Consider the following 13817-nt stretch of genomic DNA (forward strand, 5'->3'; position numbering starts at 1 on the left):
AGAGACGGGGCGGCGTGTGCGCGCCGCCCCATACACAACATCGAATTGGAGCAACATTGTGAACACTCAGACTAGTCAGTCGGCCCAGTTGCCAAAGACGATCCCTACGGACCCGGTCGAACTGGCCGCGCTCATTGCGGTACATCCGCTGAACTCAACCGGTGATGACCTGTTGAACCGCCTGATCACCCAGGAGGGCCGCGCTAAGGCTTATCGCTACTTGGGCTCGGCCATTGATTACGCAGAATACGAGGCCACCGCCGAGGGCCTGGACGCAGTGCGCGCAGCCCTGGACGATGGAGATGCCGAAGCAGTCGCGGCGGCGGTCGCTACGGTGCGCGCCGGACTTTCCCCGCAATACGCCCCAGCCTGGACAGAAGCCGAAGAAAACCTATACGCCCTCGTCGACGTCGACGTTGACGAGGGCAAGGCCCTGGCCGAGGCCTTCACCACGGTGCGCGCCCTACTGGCTGACCTGGAGGACGAATAATGCTAGACGATGAAAGTCCGCGCGTGGACGCGCCTGAGTTGGAGCGGCTGGCCGCCAACCTGCGGGAGATCAGTGCGAACCTGGAAGCCTACATCCAGGACCGTGCTGAGGCCATCGCTGCACCGCGAATTGCCAAGGCCGAGGCCGAGATTGAGCGTCTGCACACCGAACATAAGCGCAACGTCGCCAGTTGCGAACAACGGTACGCCGATATGCAAGGCGAAGTACAGCGGCAGTTCACCGCGTTGGAACGCCAAGTCGCCCAGGGCGGCTTTCTAGCCCAGTTTCTCCCCGCAAACGTGTGGAGTGCCGCAGGGATCACCAGATACGAAAAGTCGCAGTTGCGGCCGAGCTGGGTCAACCACGTCATGCAATGCGCTGATGAGGCCGGTCTCAGCCTCGACACCGAACGCCAACAACGAGAAGGAGCCCCCAGTGACCGACCACCTCAACAACGCCGAAGAACGTCTCGTTGACGAACTCGTGCAGATTACCGACATGGCCTCCCGGGTCTTGGTCGCCGCCGAGCCCGGCTCCAGCTACTGGTCGGTCGGTGAGGAATCAGAATCGAGATCCAGTGTGCAACTTTGTTGCTGCCGCCCCAGCCGCTTCGCGGCCGGGTTGCCCTCGAAAACCCCTACCGCACCACCATTGTGGGAGGAGGTTATCACTGCCGCTCACACATCCCCTCATGCTGAAATCTGTCAATCAATGACGGTCAAGATTCCCGATGCTTGACACCGCAAAGAACTCCGACAGATCTCCACGTCGGACTGTCAATATAGACGTGTAGGAAATCCAACTGTCAAGGAACCTCGAATTGTCAGCCAGATTCCCTACACTCTCAGGTATGCGAGTAGGATATGCGCGGGTCTCCACCCGCGAGCAGAACCTTGAGAGTCAACGCCAGTTGCTCGAAGCGGCCGGATGTGAGGAAATCTTCATCGACCACGGCGTCTCCGGCAAGGAAGCCCACCGGCCCGAACTGGACAAGGCCCTCGCCTTCGTCCGGCGCGGCGATGTCCTTGTCATCACCCGCCTGTCACGCCTGTTCCGATCACTCAAAGACCTCATCGCGACGGTCGAAGAACTTGAAGACCGTGGCGTCGACCTTGTCGTCACCCAGCAACCGATCGACACCACCACCTCGGCCGGGCGGCTCATGTTCAACATAGTCGGCGCCTTCGACCAATTCCAGCGTGAACTCATAAGCGAGAACACCCGCGAGGGCTTGGACGCCACCGACAAACGTGGCCGAGGTGGTGGCAGGCCAGCGAAGCTGAGTCTGCGGCAGGTCGCCGAGATCTGCGCCAAGATCGATGAGCGCGACGACGCCGGGAAACCAGTCTGGAACATCTCGGCCCTCGCCCGGCACTACAAGGTCTCCCGCCCCACCATTTACAAGGTCATCGATGACCGCGAGACCCTAGCGGTGCGTATCGGCGGCGTGGCCGCAAGGAAGGAAGCCACCACAACAGACGGACCAGCATAAACGCACTACCTTGCGGCCCACAGTATGTTTCTTACCGGCACCCCAGATAGTCACTCATGGCACCGAGTTTACGGATACCCCGATCACTGAGAAACCAATTCAAGGAGCACCCCCCGTGGCCGAATACATCGAGCAATGGATGTATGACATCACCGCCGTCAACGATCTGCCCTACCCCACTGAACTCGACGCCCCACCATGCATCGCTCGCGGCATCACCGGCTTTGGCCGCACCTGGCGACAAATACGCCCACGACCCCAACCACGTGATTGTTGCTGGTACCACGGCGGCTCCTGGCAAGAAGCCTTCGGCCATGCCATCGAAATTATCAAGATTGCCTCTGGCCAAACAGAAAATGAGATTCGAGTCTTCAGCGGCGAAACCCTCAAGCCGATAAGTATCCCGGACCCCGACGAAGTCGAAGATCTCCTGGAATACCGGCAACTCTCAGGGTGGTTGAGCGAATCCGTTACCAGCCTTCTATCCACCGATGAACCTATCAACATCGGTGGACTTGCCGAACTAAAACACGGAGACCTCTTCTACATCGGAGGCCGCCACCGTGCAATGGCCATGATCCAACAAGGCACCCGAGCAACCATCACCATGCGCCTAGAACTATTCGACCCTGAAACCGGCGAACTCATCTTCGACTAACCACGACAACCAAACCAGGATGTCTCACAAAGGAAAGGGCCTATACGGGCTTAGGTTCAGCGGCCTGGCGTGGTTGTAGGTCGAGGTGGCCTTCGGTAGTGAGGGCGACAGTCATGTCGTGGAGGTTAGGGAAGCCCCAATTGCTCCAACGGTGGTAGGCCGCTATGACCTCATCCCACACGTTGAGGTCACCGCGCAGGAGATCGTGCTCGGCTAGCAACCTGGTGCCATCCACATGAGCAAAGGCTGACCGATTGGGGCCAAGGCGTAGGTGGGTCAGGTTGGGTGCCAACAGGCTAAGGATGACCTGGAATGCCTCAGAGTGGATCTGTGTGGGGATCTGCTCGGTGTAGCTGCGGAGAGAGGTGAGAGCGGTGGTGTCAATACGTAGGCCGGGGTCGGCCGCATTGGCCGCGTCACGGGCGAACATGAACGCAGAGTACCCCGCGACGAAGTGCCCGGTCGCAGTCCTGTCACTAGATACTTCGAGACGGGCGAGGGCGTAGCCGATGTTGAGGACCATGATTGCTCCGGGCTTGCACTGTCTGATCCACTCAGGTGGGACGGTACGGACCCCGCAGGTGGCAATGAGACGGTCCCAGGGGCCACCAATCTGCGCGGTACGGCCGTCGCCTGCTGCTAGGCGCGGCTGGTAACCCTCGCTCTTGAGTCGTTCTCGGGCAGTTTCTACCACCTCAGGGTCAATGTCCACACTGAATACATTCGTGTCGCCGACCAGATGGCATAGCAAAGCGGCGTTGTAGCCGGTGCCAGTGCCAATCTCCAGCACCTGATGTCCGGGCGCGGCATCTATGGCGTCGAGCATCCGGGCCATGACGGTCGGTTGGGACGACGAGGAGACCGCGACACCGTGTTTATCGAGGTGGGTGACCAGGGAGTTGTCTTCGTACACTGCCTTCAACCATGCCTCGTTCGCATCATGGTCATCCGAATGAGTCAGGCAGGAACGTACGCCGTCAGCGGCGCGAACCCAGAACTTAGGGGCGAAGGCCTCCCTGCGGATAGCTGCGAATGCAGCATAGACGCTCTCGGAGCTGATCGCGCCGGAGTCACGGAGGATTGTGGCGAGGTGTTGAGGGGTCATGCGGTCGGTTTCCCTTCGGCCAGGCGGCGAGCGATAGCCGCCGCGATTGGTGCTTTTGTGTGCTGTTCGACGAATCCCCATTGCCCGTTGATATTGGCTTCAAACAAGAACCAGGCATTTGAAGGACTCACGGCGAAGTCGAACGTTGAAAACTCCAGCTCAAATCTGTTCATGAATGTTCGAACTGCGGCGGTGATCTGAGCGGGGACCTCGATACGGCTCCAGGACAGGGCATCATAGTCAACCCTCCAGTCCAACCTGGTCTCCTCACTCCCAGCATCGATCCGGGCAGCGAACAACTCGGTGCCAACCACGGTCAGCCGAACCTCGAACGCTTTCGGGATCTCATGCTGGAACTGATGGAGAGTGTAGGTGATCGACTCGGCTTTTTCAGTGACCGCGGCCTGGTCTAGGCGCGTCGTGTAGATGGCAGCGCCCTGGACGCGCGGGGAGCCCGACAACGTCTTGTAGATGATCGTCTCAGCGGTAGACGCGAACTCAATAGCCGAGTCAGGAACGTTGGTGACCAGAGTGGTGGGGACATCGAACCCGCACGCAGCGGCGGTAGCCAGTTGCACGGGCTTGTTAGAGGCCCACATCGCCAAACGCGGGTGGTTGATCCACAACCGGTCCAGACTCATGAGTACCCCTCCGAACCCGGCACGAACTTCCTCGGCAGCCCATGCCACCTCGGCCGGTTCCATCCCTTCGGGGCCTGTCCAGGCAGTTGGCCTGCGGTAGTACACCGAGCGGATGTCGGCTAGGTCCACTGTGCGGGAGCCGACTCGCAAGTAGCCCTCCCATACGGTGCCGGTAAATGAAGCGTCGAGGTCAGTGCCAGAGCCAATATCGGCGGGGTCAACGCGAAACACAGGAACGTCAAGCTGATCCAGGGCCACGACGACAAGGTCAGCAGTGATATCGCTGTGATGGGTCAAGACAAGTACGGTCACGGAAAACCTCCAAGTGGGAGAAACATGGTGCCCGAACAATCCAGAGATCGGGCACCACAACGTTTAGATTTCTTATGCCTCGCGGTCGGGCCAGGTCTGGGAATCTTCGCGGGTTTCCCACGGGGTGCGCTCAGAGGTCGACAGCGCCAACGGGGCACCATCCAGAATGGTCACCTGCTGGGTGGGGTCGTAGACCCCAGCGAGCCCTTCGGCCATAGAAATCGAGGTTGACTGCAGAGCACCGAACGACATCGGCGCGGCTAGGGCCGAGCTAACACCGACTCCGGGAGCCGTAGCGGCGAAGGCCGACTTCTCAAACATGATGATCCTCCTACAAGGGAACGTGAATTTGAATTGCGGCTGGGAAACGCTCGCCGCTGCTCCAGCACATCGCGGTTGAACCGCCACTTCAAGTGACCTGGCAGTGTCAGCAATCCGATTGCGGAATCCGCAAGATCCGCGAAATGTGGGTGCATGGTAGACATGAGCGCTCGTCAGATTAATGAGCACATCGGTCGGGCGGTGCGCGTTGCTCGTTCTCGGGCCAACCTCACCCTTGACGCGGCTGGAGCGAAATGCGGTTTCAGCGCCTCGGTTTTGTCCCGTTTGGAACGCGGACTTCAGTTTTGGACGGTAGCCGATCTGCGCATTGTTGTAGACCGACTGGGCGTCCCAGCCTGCGAAGTTGGTCTCGTCGACGAGGATGGCTTGGGCGAGGCAGTGACATCTCCTGAGAAAGTGGGGCATGATGACACGATGAGACGGCGAGTCCTCCTATATAGATCAGCGGCATTTCTTGGTGCTGCGCTGATCCCTGCGACACCGGTTGACCAGATATTGCACCAAATGCCCAAGGTCGAGGCCCCCAGATTGCCCAACCTCGCTGTCCGTATCCAAGCCGCTGAGGAGCAGCTGAGGGCCATGCATGTGCCACTACTTCAACGCGCCCTTGCCCAGCTTCTCCCCACCGCCCACGCGGCCTACAAGTCCGCATCGACCACCACCGCCGCCGAAGCCGCAGAGCTCCTGGCCCGCACTTATATTGTTGCCGCACAGGTTCTTTACCGCTCCTCAAAGGATGCGTCGGCTGCCGTGGCAGCTGACCGCGCAGTGCGTTACGCCAGCGAAGGCCACGATCCAGTCACCGCCGCCGAGGCCGGACGAATCGTCGGCATCGTGCTTCGCCGCCTGGCCGACCCGACTGCCATTGAAGTCTTGACCCGCACGGCTGACTCACTCATCGAACACACTGGCCTGGCCGCTCCGGCACCATCGGCCACTTACGCAAACATCTTGTGTACCGCCGCCTACACTGCCGCTTCTCAGGACGACTACAACAGCGCGTGGGAATACTTCCGTGTGGCTGCCGCAGCCCACCAACCTGCGGCAGCCATGAGTACTGCCGACCTAGCCGTCTACCGCATCTCCATTGCCCGTGCCGCTGGAGACTACGGGGCCACTCTCGCCCATGCCCGCGCAATCGACCCCGCCACTATTCCCACCCAACACGCTCAGGGGCGATACTGGCAGGACATAGCCCTAGCATCGTGGAATAAGGCCGACGTGCCCACCACCATCCACGCCCTTGAACAGCTCAATGAAGTGGCTTCCCAGCAGCTACTCGACCGACCCTGGGCACACCAACTCGTCGAAGACATCCTCCACACCACCACCGGAGGCAGATCCACCTCGATCCGCGCGATTAAGTCTCGGCAGAAAGTAGCCCGTTCTGACTAGAATTCGCTCAGCGCGGGTGCGGGGCGAACTGGCCACTGGTCGTTGAAGGTCGTTTCCATAAGGGACATCACGGCCGAATTTTTTGTTGTAGTTGATGTTGTCACGCTTTACCATTCAGGGTTGTGCCATTTGCCTGATCCGCGACCGTGTATCCAGGCGAGACCACCGGGATCGAGTTGACGTTTGGCGCGGGTAACGGCGACGTAGGCGAGCATCGCATCAGCGCGACGAATCGCGCCAGGGCTACCATCGTCGCCGACTTTAGGTTCGGTGAAGTCGTGCGCGATCCCAACCGAGCCCCATTCGCGCCCCTTCGCTTTGTGCGCGGTAGAGATGACCAGGGAAGCGTGGCGCTCATCGGTGAGGGCTGTGGCAGCGGAAATGATCTCGCGGGAACCAACATTGTCGATTAGTTTGACCAGAGTGGCGAGGTCGGATGCCTCGGCGTTGTGCTCCGCGTACTCCTGGACTTCCTCCCAGGAGTTAAAAGCCACCAATTCCGGGTGCGAGGTGGCCCGCCCAGATTGGAGGTCTAGGGATGCCTCGGCCAGACGTTTGATCGAGGCGGCACCACCGACGAGGGCGACACGTGTGCCGGAGTCCATAGCGCGGATGGCTTCGGATAGGGCTTTACCGTTGGTGCGACACAGAATCGCATTGGGATTCGCCGTGGTGTCGATGGTGCTGGGGCCACCGGCACCAGTCAAGCGCAAAGGCGAGTCAAGTTCGGACAACCAGAGGTTAGCCTCATCGGCGATTGCCGGGCCAAAACGGAAGGACTCGGTCAGGTAGAGGCGGTGCTTGGCAGGCCACGTGGACATGGCATCGACCGCGCCTCTCCAATGGTAGATAGCCTGGCAAGCATCGCCTACGGCAACCAACTGGCCTTTTTGATCCTGGACGATTGAGGCCAACAGGGGATCAGCGTCCTGGGCCTCATCGAACAATAGGAAATCAAAATCGAGTTGCGGCCGGGACAATGCCCACATCTTCAAATAGTGATCGTGACTGAACCAAAAGACACCATCGATGTTGCGAATGTCGGCCCACATGAACTCGGCAGCAGGGACCACAGCCGCCGCGAGAGCAGCCTGGGCCGCCGGAGCGTCGATACCGGGCACATAGGGGACATGCCCCGCGTGCAGGTTTTTGTCCACTGATCGGCAGTAACGCAAAACAGTGTCCGAAACCAGCCGAGCGACAGCGCGCGCGTCCAGTCGAATCTCGCCAGCTACGAACGTACTGAGTCCAAGCCGCTCGGCGACTTGGTTGGCGGGTAGGCGTCGACCCCCCAGCCGGTGTTTGTAGGTAACGCCGACAGCAGCGTAGGCCATCGAATGAGCAGTGCGGCACTCAACAGTTTTCGGGAAACTTTTCCTCGCATCAGTAGCAATCGCCTTGTTAAACGCCAGGTAGAGACCGCGCTTGTCTGGTTGCAGTGTGGCAGCCATCTTCAGCGTAGAAGTTTTACCGGTGCCCGCCCCAGCCTCAATGATCAAGTTCTCGCCACTGGAGAACGCTTCAATGATCGCCGCTTGCTCCTGGGTTGGACGCAACCCAGCAACTTCGCCGAAATCACTGGCCCGCACAGCCTGTTGCTTCTCCGGCCGCGCTGCGACAGGCGCACTCTTGAGGCCATCAACACCAGCAGCCGGCTTTGGCAGGACGGGGTCAATCGCCACTGGATCGACTCCGAGCCCAAACAGATTCTCAGCCGAGGACACTAGGCGGGCGACCTGAGCCAGTTCCTGATCATCGATCGTTTCCAGATAGCGCTGGAACGAAAAAGCAGCAACAACTTTCCAGCGGGCTTCAAGGTCGCGCCGCCGCGCAACCGGATCAACGCCCTTGGCGCGGTGGGTCCGCTGACGGCACCGGGATGAGCAATATCGCTGCTGACGACCCGACGCCTGCAACCTAACTTTGAATGACTGGCCACATTGCTCGCAATCACGAAACCCGGGAGCACCAGCGGCAACAGTGGCATGAGTATCTATTTTTTTAGTCACATCAGGTATAGTAACAAAAAAATCCAAGTCAAACATCGACTACCTGCGGTGGTCCAACCTCGCCGTTGAGTAATGCTTGCGCCGTAGTACAAGACTGGACGTTCCTGCGCCAGTACCGGCGCGAGCAGGTCAGATTCGGTGTGTCGCTTCAGCTGTCCACGCTGCCTTGGCTCGGGTTCGTGCCTCAGGACGTGGCCACCGCGCCCGGCGCGGTGGTGTTCGCACAGGTCAGCTGGTGAAGTAGGCCAGCGTCAGCGCGATGATGATGACCGCAGCGCAGGCGATGACGAGGTTCCGCTGGCGCTTGAACGCCTTGGCGGCCGCAGACGCGGCGTCGTGCGTTGCCCAGGCCTCCTGTGTGAGGTCCTTCTGCGCCTCGAGGTCGGCCGTGCAGCCCTCATGGATCTCCATCGAGTCGAGCCGGGCGAGGGCAGCGTCGCGTTCGGCGATGAGCTCGCCGCGCTCGTCGACGAGGTGCTCGATCGACTCCAGTGCCATCTGGAGCACACCGACCGGCTGATCGGGCACGTCTAGGCCGCAGGCGGCGTGGGCGTGGTCGCGCCACCGGGTCAGGAACGGCGCTTCGAGGTCGGCTTCGGCGCTGCGGTAGGTCTCGAAGGCGCCGAACGGCAGGTAGGTCGTCCACTCCTCGCCGCAGGCGCACAGGACAATGACCTGCTCGATCTCCAGGTCTTCCTGAGGCGGCGCATACTCGACCTTGATCTTGTGGCGGTCGATCTCGTCGAGGTTACCTCCGGGGGACTGCTCGGGCTGCCCGTCGGCGGGTGCGGGGAGTCCGGCGCGGTAGTTCGCGTTCAGGGCCGCGAGGGTGTCGGCGGCAGGACCGGGGTGCTTGGCGCAGAGGGCGTCGAGCTCGTCCAGGGCACGGTGCCGGGCGGCGAGCTGTTCATCGGTCAGGTCCTTGCGGACGATGTCGGCAGGGTGATTGTCGGTGCCGTTCACGGAGCTACCCTTCTGTTGCTGATCTTGACCTTTGCTGGTCGGGATTGGTGTTCGGCGTCCCGGCCGATTCGACTCCTCGGCTGGGACGCTCCTGTTCAGACGGTCGGGGACTGCGATGTCGCTACTGTTTCGAGGGGCCGCGCTGACCGGGTGTCGAGATTGCTTTTTCTGGTGTCCAGCCTGTGCGGATGCGCTGTCGTAGTGTCTGCTCTGATACCACGCACCGGGCATCAACGGCCCAAGCCTTGAAGGTCTTGCGGTCTCCCCACGCGGTGATAGTGCGCAGGGTAGGAGGGCCGATGTGTTGTCCTGGCGGGTTCGGGCCGGGTTGGGACGGCGGCAGCGGGCACCCTTTGGGCACTGGAGGTAGGGCAGCCAATGCCTCGTCTACGTCGAATTCGGCGTATGGGCGGCTGAGCGCGAGGCGGTTGGTGGGGATTGTGACTCGGCGGAGGGGGTGTTCTCGGCCGAATACCGCCGCCCTGTGGATCACCTGGTTGACACTGCTGACAAGGAGGAGACGGTGCAAGGGCTTGCCGACCTTGGTGAGAGCGTCCAGCCACGGCCGGTAGCCGCGCTCCTCGGCGGCGCTGATCCACGCAGCGACGGCCGGGAGAATATCTACCTGTCGCAGGTAGGCGTGGCCCCGGTTGGGGCTGTCCCACTGGACTAGCCGCACATACCGGGGTTCGGTGGCGATGGAGTCCCACGCCAGGTCGAGCGGGTTGGGCGTGTCTGACCAGGAAGGCGCGCCTTCTTCAAGCGCAGTCTGGGTGCGGTCCCAGAACGCCCGCAGGAGCGGTTCTTCTTCCTCATCTCGGATTGGGTCTGGGGTCCACAGTTTGCCTCGATCCCAGGCAGAGGTGTAGGGCATCGCCCACATTGCCACACGGCATTCCTGGCAGGTTGGCATTCCTGGCTGGTTGTCCGGGGTGTCGTTCACGTGTGCTGCTGCTGGCCCTAGTGGCAACATGGATTTGTCCCAACGGTGGCTGGCGGCAGTGCCACATAGGTGGCAGGGCCAGGTTTCGTCGGTGCCGATGTCGGGGCCGAGGCGTTCGTGGAGCAGTGTGGCAGGGTCGCGTTTGCTGGTGGCGTGGGTGGCTGGGGAGTTGGGGAACCCCGCTTGGAGGGCGCATCGCCACGCCCAGCCGGGATTGTCTTTGGTGGCGTGTTTGGCGGTGGTGGCGTCGGCGCCGATGCGGGTGATCGCGGTGTTGAGGTCGTCTCTGGTGAGGGTTCGGGGGTGGGGTTTGTTGGTCATGTAGGTGATGGACCAGGCCCCGGCGCGTTGAAATGGTGATACGGTCAATTCCATGACCCTATCGTATCAAACTTAATTAAGTATTCTATGATGTTATAGGTAGGCAGAGAAAAGCCCCCACGGAGTTGCAGCTCCCGGAGGCACGGACCAAAGGGAGACACCCCAATGACCACCACCAACACTACCCTCACCGCAGACCAAATCAAGCCCCTCCTCATCGACGAAGACCTCTACTGGCGCGTGCACGACAACCCCGACGCCCCCTGCTTCTGCACCGACCACGCCTGGTCCATCCAATGGGGCCTCGACAACTACACCGCCGACGGTAGCGCCGCCAAATGTTTCCAATGCGACGGCGAAGGCGACATCGATTTCTACGGCTCTTGCCCAACCTGCGACGGCGAAGGCCACATCAAGGGCGAGAGCGGGTACTCCGCATGCGACTCAGCGCAAGAGCTGATCAACTACTTCTCGCACCGCAACATCGACGACGCCGACATGGCGGTAGTGATCTACACCGGCACCCACGACGGCACCGGCCCAGACGGTGAGTCCCTAGCTAGCCCGGACGGGGAGCGAACCTACTGGACCACCTACGCGGCCGTCGTCGAGGCGCTGAGCGCTCAGAAAACCGCCCAGTAGAAACAACGAAGCCGCAGCAGGAAGCGGCCCTCACTGACCGTGGGGGCCGCTCTTTTGTGCGCGCATGAGAAAAGCCCCGCCGTAGCGGGGCCCTGGACGAGATAGGGGTTGTATGCCGTTCATACAATAGTGTATGATGAAGATACACCACCGAGGAGGCGGGCATGCGATACAACACGTGGACCCAGACCAGCCAGACCTACCGCGCCTATCGTGAGGCATCAGCCCGCTGCGCGCGCCTCTTCGCCCCCGCCTCCATCACGACCGGGACCGTCACCCGTGAGACCGTCACCGAAACTCGCGGGCGGCGCGGCCACATCATCAAGCACTAAAACTCACCAAGGAGCATCATGTCCACGAACGTTTACGCCGAATGGTCCGACCGACTCACGGCCGCAGACGACGCCGTCGAAACCGCCAAGCGCCGCCGCGACCAGGTCATCACCGATGCCGTTGCCGCAGGAATGCCCCAAACCCGCATTGCAGATGCGCTCGGAATAAAAAACCGGATGCGCATCAATGCGCTTGTCCGCAATGAGCCGCCCGAACCGGTCTACATGGACGAGCTCATGGACGCGGCCACCGCTGCCGACGAGCGTGCGGCTGACTCCCAGCTCCCCGCTCACGTCCACATGCACCTAGACCTGGGCGAAGACCGGCTGGACTCCACACTAGAGCAATGGAAAGACCTGGTGCGGGTTTTTGACGTTGCGATCCCGCGAGCTGAGCGCCACGACCTCGGCATCCCCTGCCCGCTCGGAGTTTTCGCCGCCGTAACACTGCTAGGGCTCAGCCACGACCTAGGCGCTATTCACACGGAGTTGCCAGAGCCTACCAGCGTGCATTTTGACCACCGCCTAGCCGACCGCCGCAACGCGGTGTGGGAACGCGGCCTAGCGCTCACTCGCACCCTGCCAGCTCTATTGACCAGTATGGGACGCATCACCTACTAAAAGCCGTACACACGACACGAAAGGCAAACCATGAGCGCCATCACGATTATTGAATGCACAGATCCAGCCGAGCTGTACATGACCCAGCCCAGCGGCACCATCCAGCCGGTCTACCTGAAACTGGACCTGCGGGACGGCCAGATGTGGGCCATTGTGGATGCCCACTTGAGCCCTCGCCAGACCGAGGACGAGTACAACCGGTTTGTGCAGGTTTGGGGCATTCCGCTACTGACCGCCCAGGCAGCCAACGACCTCATGGAGACGCTGCGTCCCTACGCGGCGCGCATGGTATCAGACTGGACGACAATCAAGCCACAATCGGACCTGGTCGCCGAACTGGGGCCCGACGCCATAGCGGCACGCGAGGAGATCCACAATCTGTGTACGTCAGAGAATTTCAGCGGCCGCGACCTCGTCTATGAAGCTGACCTAGAGGCGGTCACCAATGGCTCGGAGGTCGAGGAATTCGGCATCACCCCCGACACCTCAAATGCTCGAATTGACGAGATTGCCAGCGAAATCACGACCGGGCTAGTCGATGCGTTTGAGTGCGGCCACGTCGTCGCCCCCGGACTCTCCCAATGCCTGCGGGAGCTCCGCGACGACCTTAGCCGAGAGGGCTAGTCATGACCTACACCAACACGCTCGAAGAGAAACAGCTCAAGTATGTCGACATGCTCATCAGCGATGGTCGGCAGGCCGTCCACGAGGCGCGCACGATGCCGCTGGAGGTTGTACCGGAATACGTTGGCCACGTCCAAAGTGCGGAGCGCTACCTAGCTAAATTCCTGGTGCTGTTTTCTCCAGCTACCAGGGAAAACGCAGGCGATTGGGCGCGGGCGGCGATCCGTGGCCACGCCACGATGGGCATCGCGCCCGGCGCGGACCGGGACACCTTCGACGCGGCGCTGACAGCGGCGGGGGTAGATCTTGAACGTCAAATCTGGGCACCGGGCCTCACGGACGCTGAGGCCAGCGTGGTCTACCCGATCCTGGGGAGGCCCGCACCAGAGCCGCTGGTCGACATCGACCAGCGCAAAGCGCAAGCGGACGCGGCCCAGCTTCAGGCGATGATTGAGCGCGCCGAAGACCCCGACGACTGGTAGACGACGAACGACGAAGAGCCCCGCCAGTGATGGCGGGGCAAGAACCAGCGAAAGGGTTAAAATGACCAACATCGAGACGTTGCGACACAAGGCAAAATACGCCGCGACCGAGGAGGACTCTGGGCTGAAATCTCGCCTCTCACCGGTAATCTACCGGGAACTGAAAGCCGCAGGCACGCCACTGGATTTCGAGACGATTTGTACTCGCGTTGGTGTCTATAAAGCAGAAGCCGCACAGGCGGGAATGGATCTCGACCATTTGCGCATGATCGTGATCATGACACTGGACATGCACACTGAGATCGGCACTCTCACTGAACACGATGGACAGTGGCAAATGGCTCGTTGATGCGACGAAGAGCCCCCGCCATCACTGGCGGGGGCTTGTCTTTGTAGGTTTCACTGCCGCCGGCACGCTGCCAGCTAGTAGGGTTCCTACAATCAA

19 protein-coding genes are annotated in these 13817 nt (G+C 61.1%); 13 read left to right on the top strand and 6 right to left on the bottom strand.

Annotated features, from left to right (window positions below; all coding sequences use genetic code 11):
* Nucleotides 1-58 precede the first annotated feature (58 nt).
* The 5 genes from JQS30_RS16965 to JQS30_RS16985 all read left to right on the top strand — a co-directional run bounded on the left by JQS30_RS16965 (nt 59) and on the right by JQS30_RS16985 (nt 2640).
* Nucleotides 59-490 carry a hypothetical protein gene (locus JQS30_RS16965; RefSeq protein WP_213173188.1) on the top strand — a complete coding sequence of 144 codons (432 nt, stop codon included), beginning with the start codon at nt 59-61 and terminating at the stop codon, nt 488-490.
* Nucleotides 490-966 carry a hypothetical protein gene (locus tag JQS30_RS16970; protein ID WP_213173189.1) on the top strand — a complete coding sequence of 159 codons (477 nt, stop codon included), beginning with the start codon at nt 490-492 and terminating at the stop codon, nt 964-966. Before JQS30_RS16965 ends, JQS30_RS16970 begins: the two co-directional genes overlap by 1 nt.
* Nucleotides 926-1228 carry a hypothetical protein gene (locus tag JQS30_RS16975; protein ID WP_213173190.1) on the top strand — a complete coding sequence of 101 codons (303 nt, stop codon included), beginning with the start codon at nt 926-928 and terminating at the stop codon, nt 1226-1228. Before JQS30_RS16970 ends, JQS30_RS16975 begins: the two co-directional genes overlap by 41 nt.
* 112 nt (nt 1229-1340) lie before the next feature.
* Nucleotides 1341-1982, top strand: coding sequence for a recombinase family protein (locus JQS30_RS16980; protein WP_213173191.1), 642 nt, complete (start codon nt 1341-1343; stop codon nt 1980-1982).
* A 115-nt stretch (nt 1983-2097) separates the two neighbouring features.
* Complete coding sequence (locus tag JQS30_RS16985) at nt 2098-2640, top strand: hypothetical protein (RefSeq protein WP_213173192.1); 543 nt, start codon at nt 2098-2100, stop codon at nt 2638-2640.
* Nucleotides 2641-2680: 40 nt separating this feature from the next.
* On the opposite strand, the gene JQS30_RS16990 is transcribed toward JQS30_RS16985, so the two are convergent.
* The 3 genes from JQS30_RS16990 to JQS30_RS17000 form a co-directional block, all read right to left on the bottom strand.
* Nucleotides 2681-3745 (bottom strand): methyltransferase domain-containing protein, encoded by a 1065-nt coding sequence (locus JQS30_RS16990; RefSeq protein WP_213173193.1) that lies wholly within the window; start codon nt 3743-3745, stop codon nt 2681-2683.
* Nucleotides 3742-4698 carry an ATP-grasp ribosomal peptide maturase gene (gene tgmB, locus JQS30_RS16995; RefSeq protein ID WP_213173194.1) on the bottom strand — a complete coding sequence of 319 codons (957 nt, stop codon included), beginning with the start codon at nt 4696-4698 and terminating at the stop codon, nt 3742-3744. The genes JQS30_RS16990 and tgmB overlap by 4 nt, the downstream gene beginning before the upstream one ends.
* A gap of 72 nt (nt 4699-4770) precedes the next feature.
* Nucleotides 4771-5019, bottom strand: coding sequence for a hypothetical protein (locus JQS30_RS17000; RefSeq protein WP_213173195.1), 249 nt, complete (start codon nt 5017-5019; stop codon nt 4771-4773).
* A gap of 162 nt (nt 5020-5181) precedes the next feature.
* Here JQS30_RS17000 and JQS30_RS17005 point away from each other — a divergent pair, with 162 nt between their 5' ends.
* Complete coding sequence (locus tag JQS30_RS17005) at nt 5182-6435, top strand: helix-turn-helix domain-containing protein (RefSeq protein ID WP_213173196.1); 1254 nt, start codon at nt 5182-5184, stop codon at nt 6433-6435.
* Between the two features lie 107 nt (nt 6436-6542).
* Here the strand turns inward: JQS30_RS17005 and JQS30_RS17010 are convergent, their stop codons facing one another.
* Nucleotides 6543-8444: a UvrD-helicase domain-containing protein gene (locus JQS30_RS17010; protein ID WP_246498175.1), complete on the bottom strand. Its 1902-nt coding sequence runs from the start codon at nt 8442-8444 to the stop codon at nt 6543-6545.
* A 65-nt stretch (nt 8445-8509) separates the two neighbouring features.
* Here JQS30_RS17010 and JQS30_RS17015 point away from each other — a divergent pair, with 65 nt between their 5' ends.
* Nucleotides 8510-8683 carry a DUF4158 domain-containing protein gene (locus JQS30_RS17015; RefSeq protein WP_213173198.1) on the top strand — a complete coding sequence of 58 codons (174 nt, stop codon included), beginning with the start codon at nt 8510-8512 and terminating at the stop codon, nt 8681-8683.
* Here the strand turns inward: JQS30_RS17015 and JQS30_RS17020 are convergent.
* Together JQS30_RS17020 and JQS30_RS17025 are read right to left on the bottom strand one after the other, a co-directional pair.
* Nucleotides 8673-9407, bottom strand: a complete 735-nt coding sequence (locus JQS30_RS17020) for a hypothetical protein (protein WP_213173199.1) — start codon at nt 9405-9407, stop codon at nt 8673-8675. The two genes, JQS30_RS17015 and JQS30_RS17020, sit on opposite strands and share 11 nt — an antisense overlap.
* A 121-nt stretch (nt 9408-9528) precedes the next feature.
* Entirely contained in the window at nt 9529-10725 is a 1197-nt protein-coding gene (locus tag JQS30_RS17025) for a hypothetical protein (protein WP_213173200.1), read from the bottom strand.
* Nucleotides 10726-10836: 111 nt separating this feature from the next.
* Between JQS30_RS17025 and JQS30_RS17030 the strand changes: the two genes are divergently transcribed.
* The 6 genes from JQS30_RS17030 (at nt 10837) to JQS30_RS17055 (ending at nt 13721) form a co-directional block, all read left to right on the top strand.
* Nucleotides 10837-11313: a hypothetical protein gene (locus tag JQS30_RS17030; RefSeq protein WP_213173139.1), complete on the top strand. Its 477-nt coding sequence runs from the start codon at nt 10837-10839 to the stop codon at nt 11311-11313.
* Between the two features lie 164 nt (nt 11314-11477).
* A complete protein-coding gene (locus tag JQS30_RS17035; RefSeq protein WP_213173140.1) occupies nt 11478-11645 on the top strand; it encodes a hypothetical protein in 168 nt (55 codons plus the stop codon).
* Nucleotides 11646-11663: 18 nt separating this feature from the next.
* Complete coding sequence (locus JQS30_RS17040; protein WP_213173141.1) at nt 11664-12266, top strand: hypothetical protein; 603 nt, start codon at nt 11664-11666, stop codon at nt 12264-12266.
* Between the two features lie 30 nt (nt 12267-12296).
* Nucleotides 12297-12890 (top strand): hypothetical protein, encoded by a 594-nt coding sequence (locus JQS30_RS17045; RefSeq protein WP_213173142.1) that lies wholly within the window; start codon nt 12297-12299, stop codon nt 12888-12890.
* A 2-nt stretch (nt 12891-12892) separates the two neighbouring features.
* Nucleotides 12893-13372: a hypothetical protein gene (locus JQS30_RS17050; protein ID WP_213173143.1), complete on the top strand. Its 480-nt coding sequence runs from the start codon at nt 12893-12895 to the stop codon at nt 13370-13372.
* Between the two features lie 61 nt (nt 13373-13433).
* Nucleotides 13434-13721: a hypothetical protein gene (locus JQS30_RS17055; RefSeq protein ID WP_213173144.1), complete on the top strand. Its 288-nt coding sequence runs from the start codon at nt 13434-13436 to the stop codon at nt 13719-13721.
* Nucleotides 13722-13817: the final 96 nt, after the last annotated feature.

Source organism: Natronoglycomyces albus, assembly GCF_016925535.1.
GTDB lineage: Bacteria > Actinomycetota > Actinomycetes > Mycobacteriales > Micromonosporaceae > Natronoglycomyces > Natronoglycomyces albus.

Bases quoted from the DNA above. Each gene is read 5' to 3' on its own strand.
- JQS30_RS17000 (WP_213173195.1), bottom strand. From the start codon at position 5,019: ATGTTTGAGAAGTCGGCCTTCGCCGCTACGGCTCCCGGAGTCGGTGTT.
- JQS30_RS17030 (WP_213173139.1), top strand. From the start codon at position 10,837: ATGACCACCACCAACACTACCCTCACCGCAGACCAAATCAAGCCCCTC.
- JQS30_RS17005 (WP_213173196.1), top strand. From the start codon at position 5,182: ATGAGCGCTCGTCAGATTAATGAGCACATCGGTCGGGCGGTGCGCGTT.
- JQS30_RS16980 (WP_213173191.1), top strand. From the start codon at position 1,341: ATGCGAGTAGGATATGCGCGGGTCTCCACCCGCGAGCAGAACCTTGAG.
- JQS30_RS17035 (WP_213173140.1), top strand. From the start codon at position 11,478: ATGCGATACAACACGTGGACCCAGACCAGCCAGACCTACCGCGCCTAT.
- JQS30_RS17040 (WP_213173141.1), top strand. From the start codon at position 11,664: ATGTCCACGAACGTTTACGCCGAATGGTCCGACCGACTCACGGCCGCA.
- JQS30_RS17050 (WP_213173143.1), top strand. From the start codon at position 12,893: ATGACCTACACCAACACGCTCGAAGAGAAACAGCTCAAGTATGTCGAC.
- JQS30_RS17025 (WP_213173200.1), bottom strand. From the start codon at position 10,725: ATGGAATTGACCGTATCACCATTTCAACGCGCCGGGGCCTGGTCCATC.
- JQS30_RS17055 (WP_213173144.1), top strand. From the start codon at position 13,434: ATGACCAACATCGAGACGTTGCGACACAAGGCAAAATACGCCGCGACC.
- JQS30_RS16970 (WP_213173189.1), top strand. From the start codon at position 490: ATGCTAGACGATGAAAGTCCGCGCGTGGACGCGCCTGAGTTGGAGCGG.
- JQS30_RS17045 (WP_213173142.1), top strand. From the start codon at position 12,297: ATGAGCGCCATCACGATTATTGAATGCACAGATCCAGCCGAGCTGTAC.
- JQS30_RS16990 (WP_213173193.1), bottom strand. From the start codon at position 3,745: ATGACCCCTCAACACCTCGCCACAATCCTCCGTGACTCCGGCGCGATC.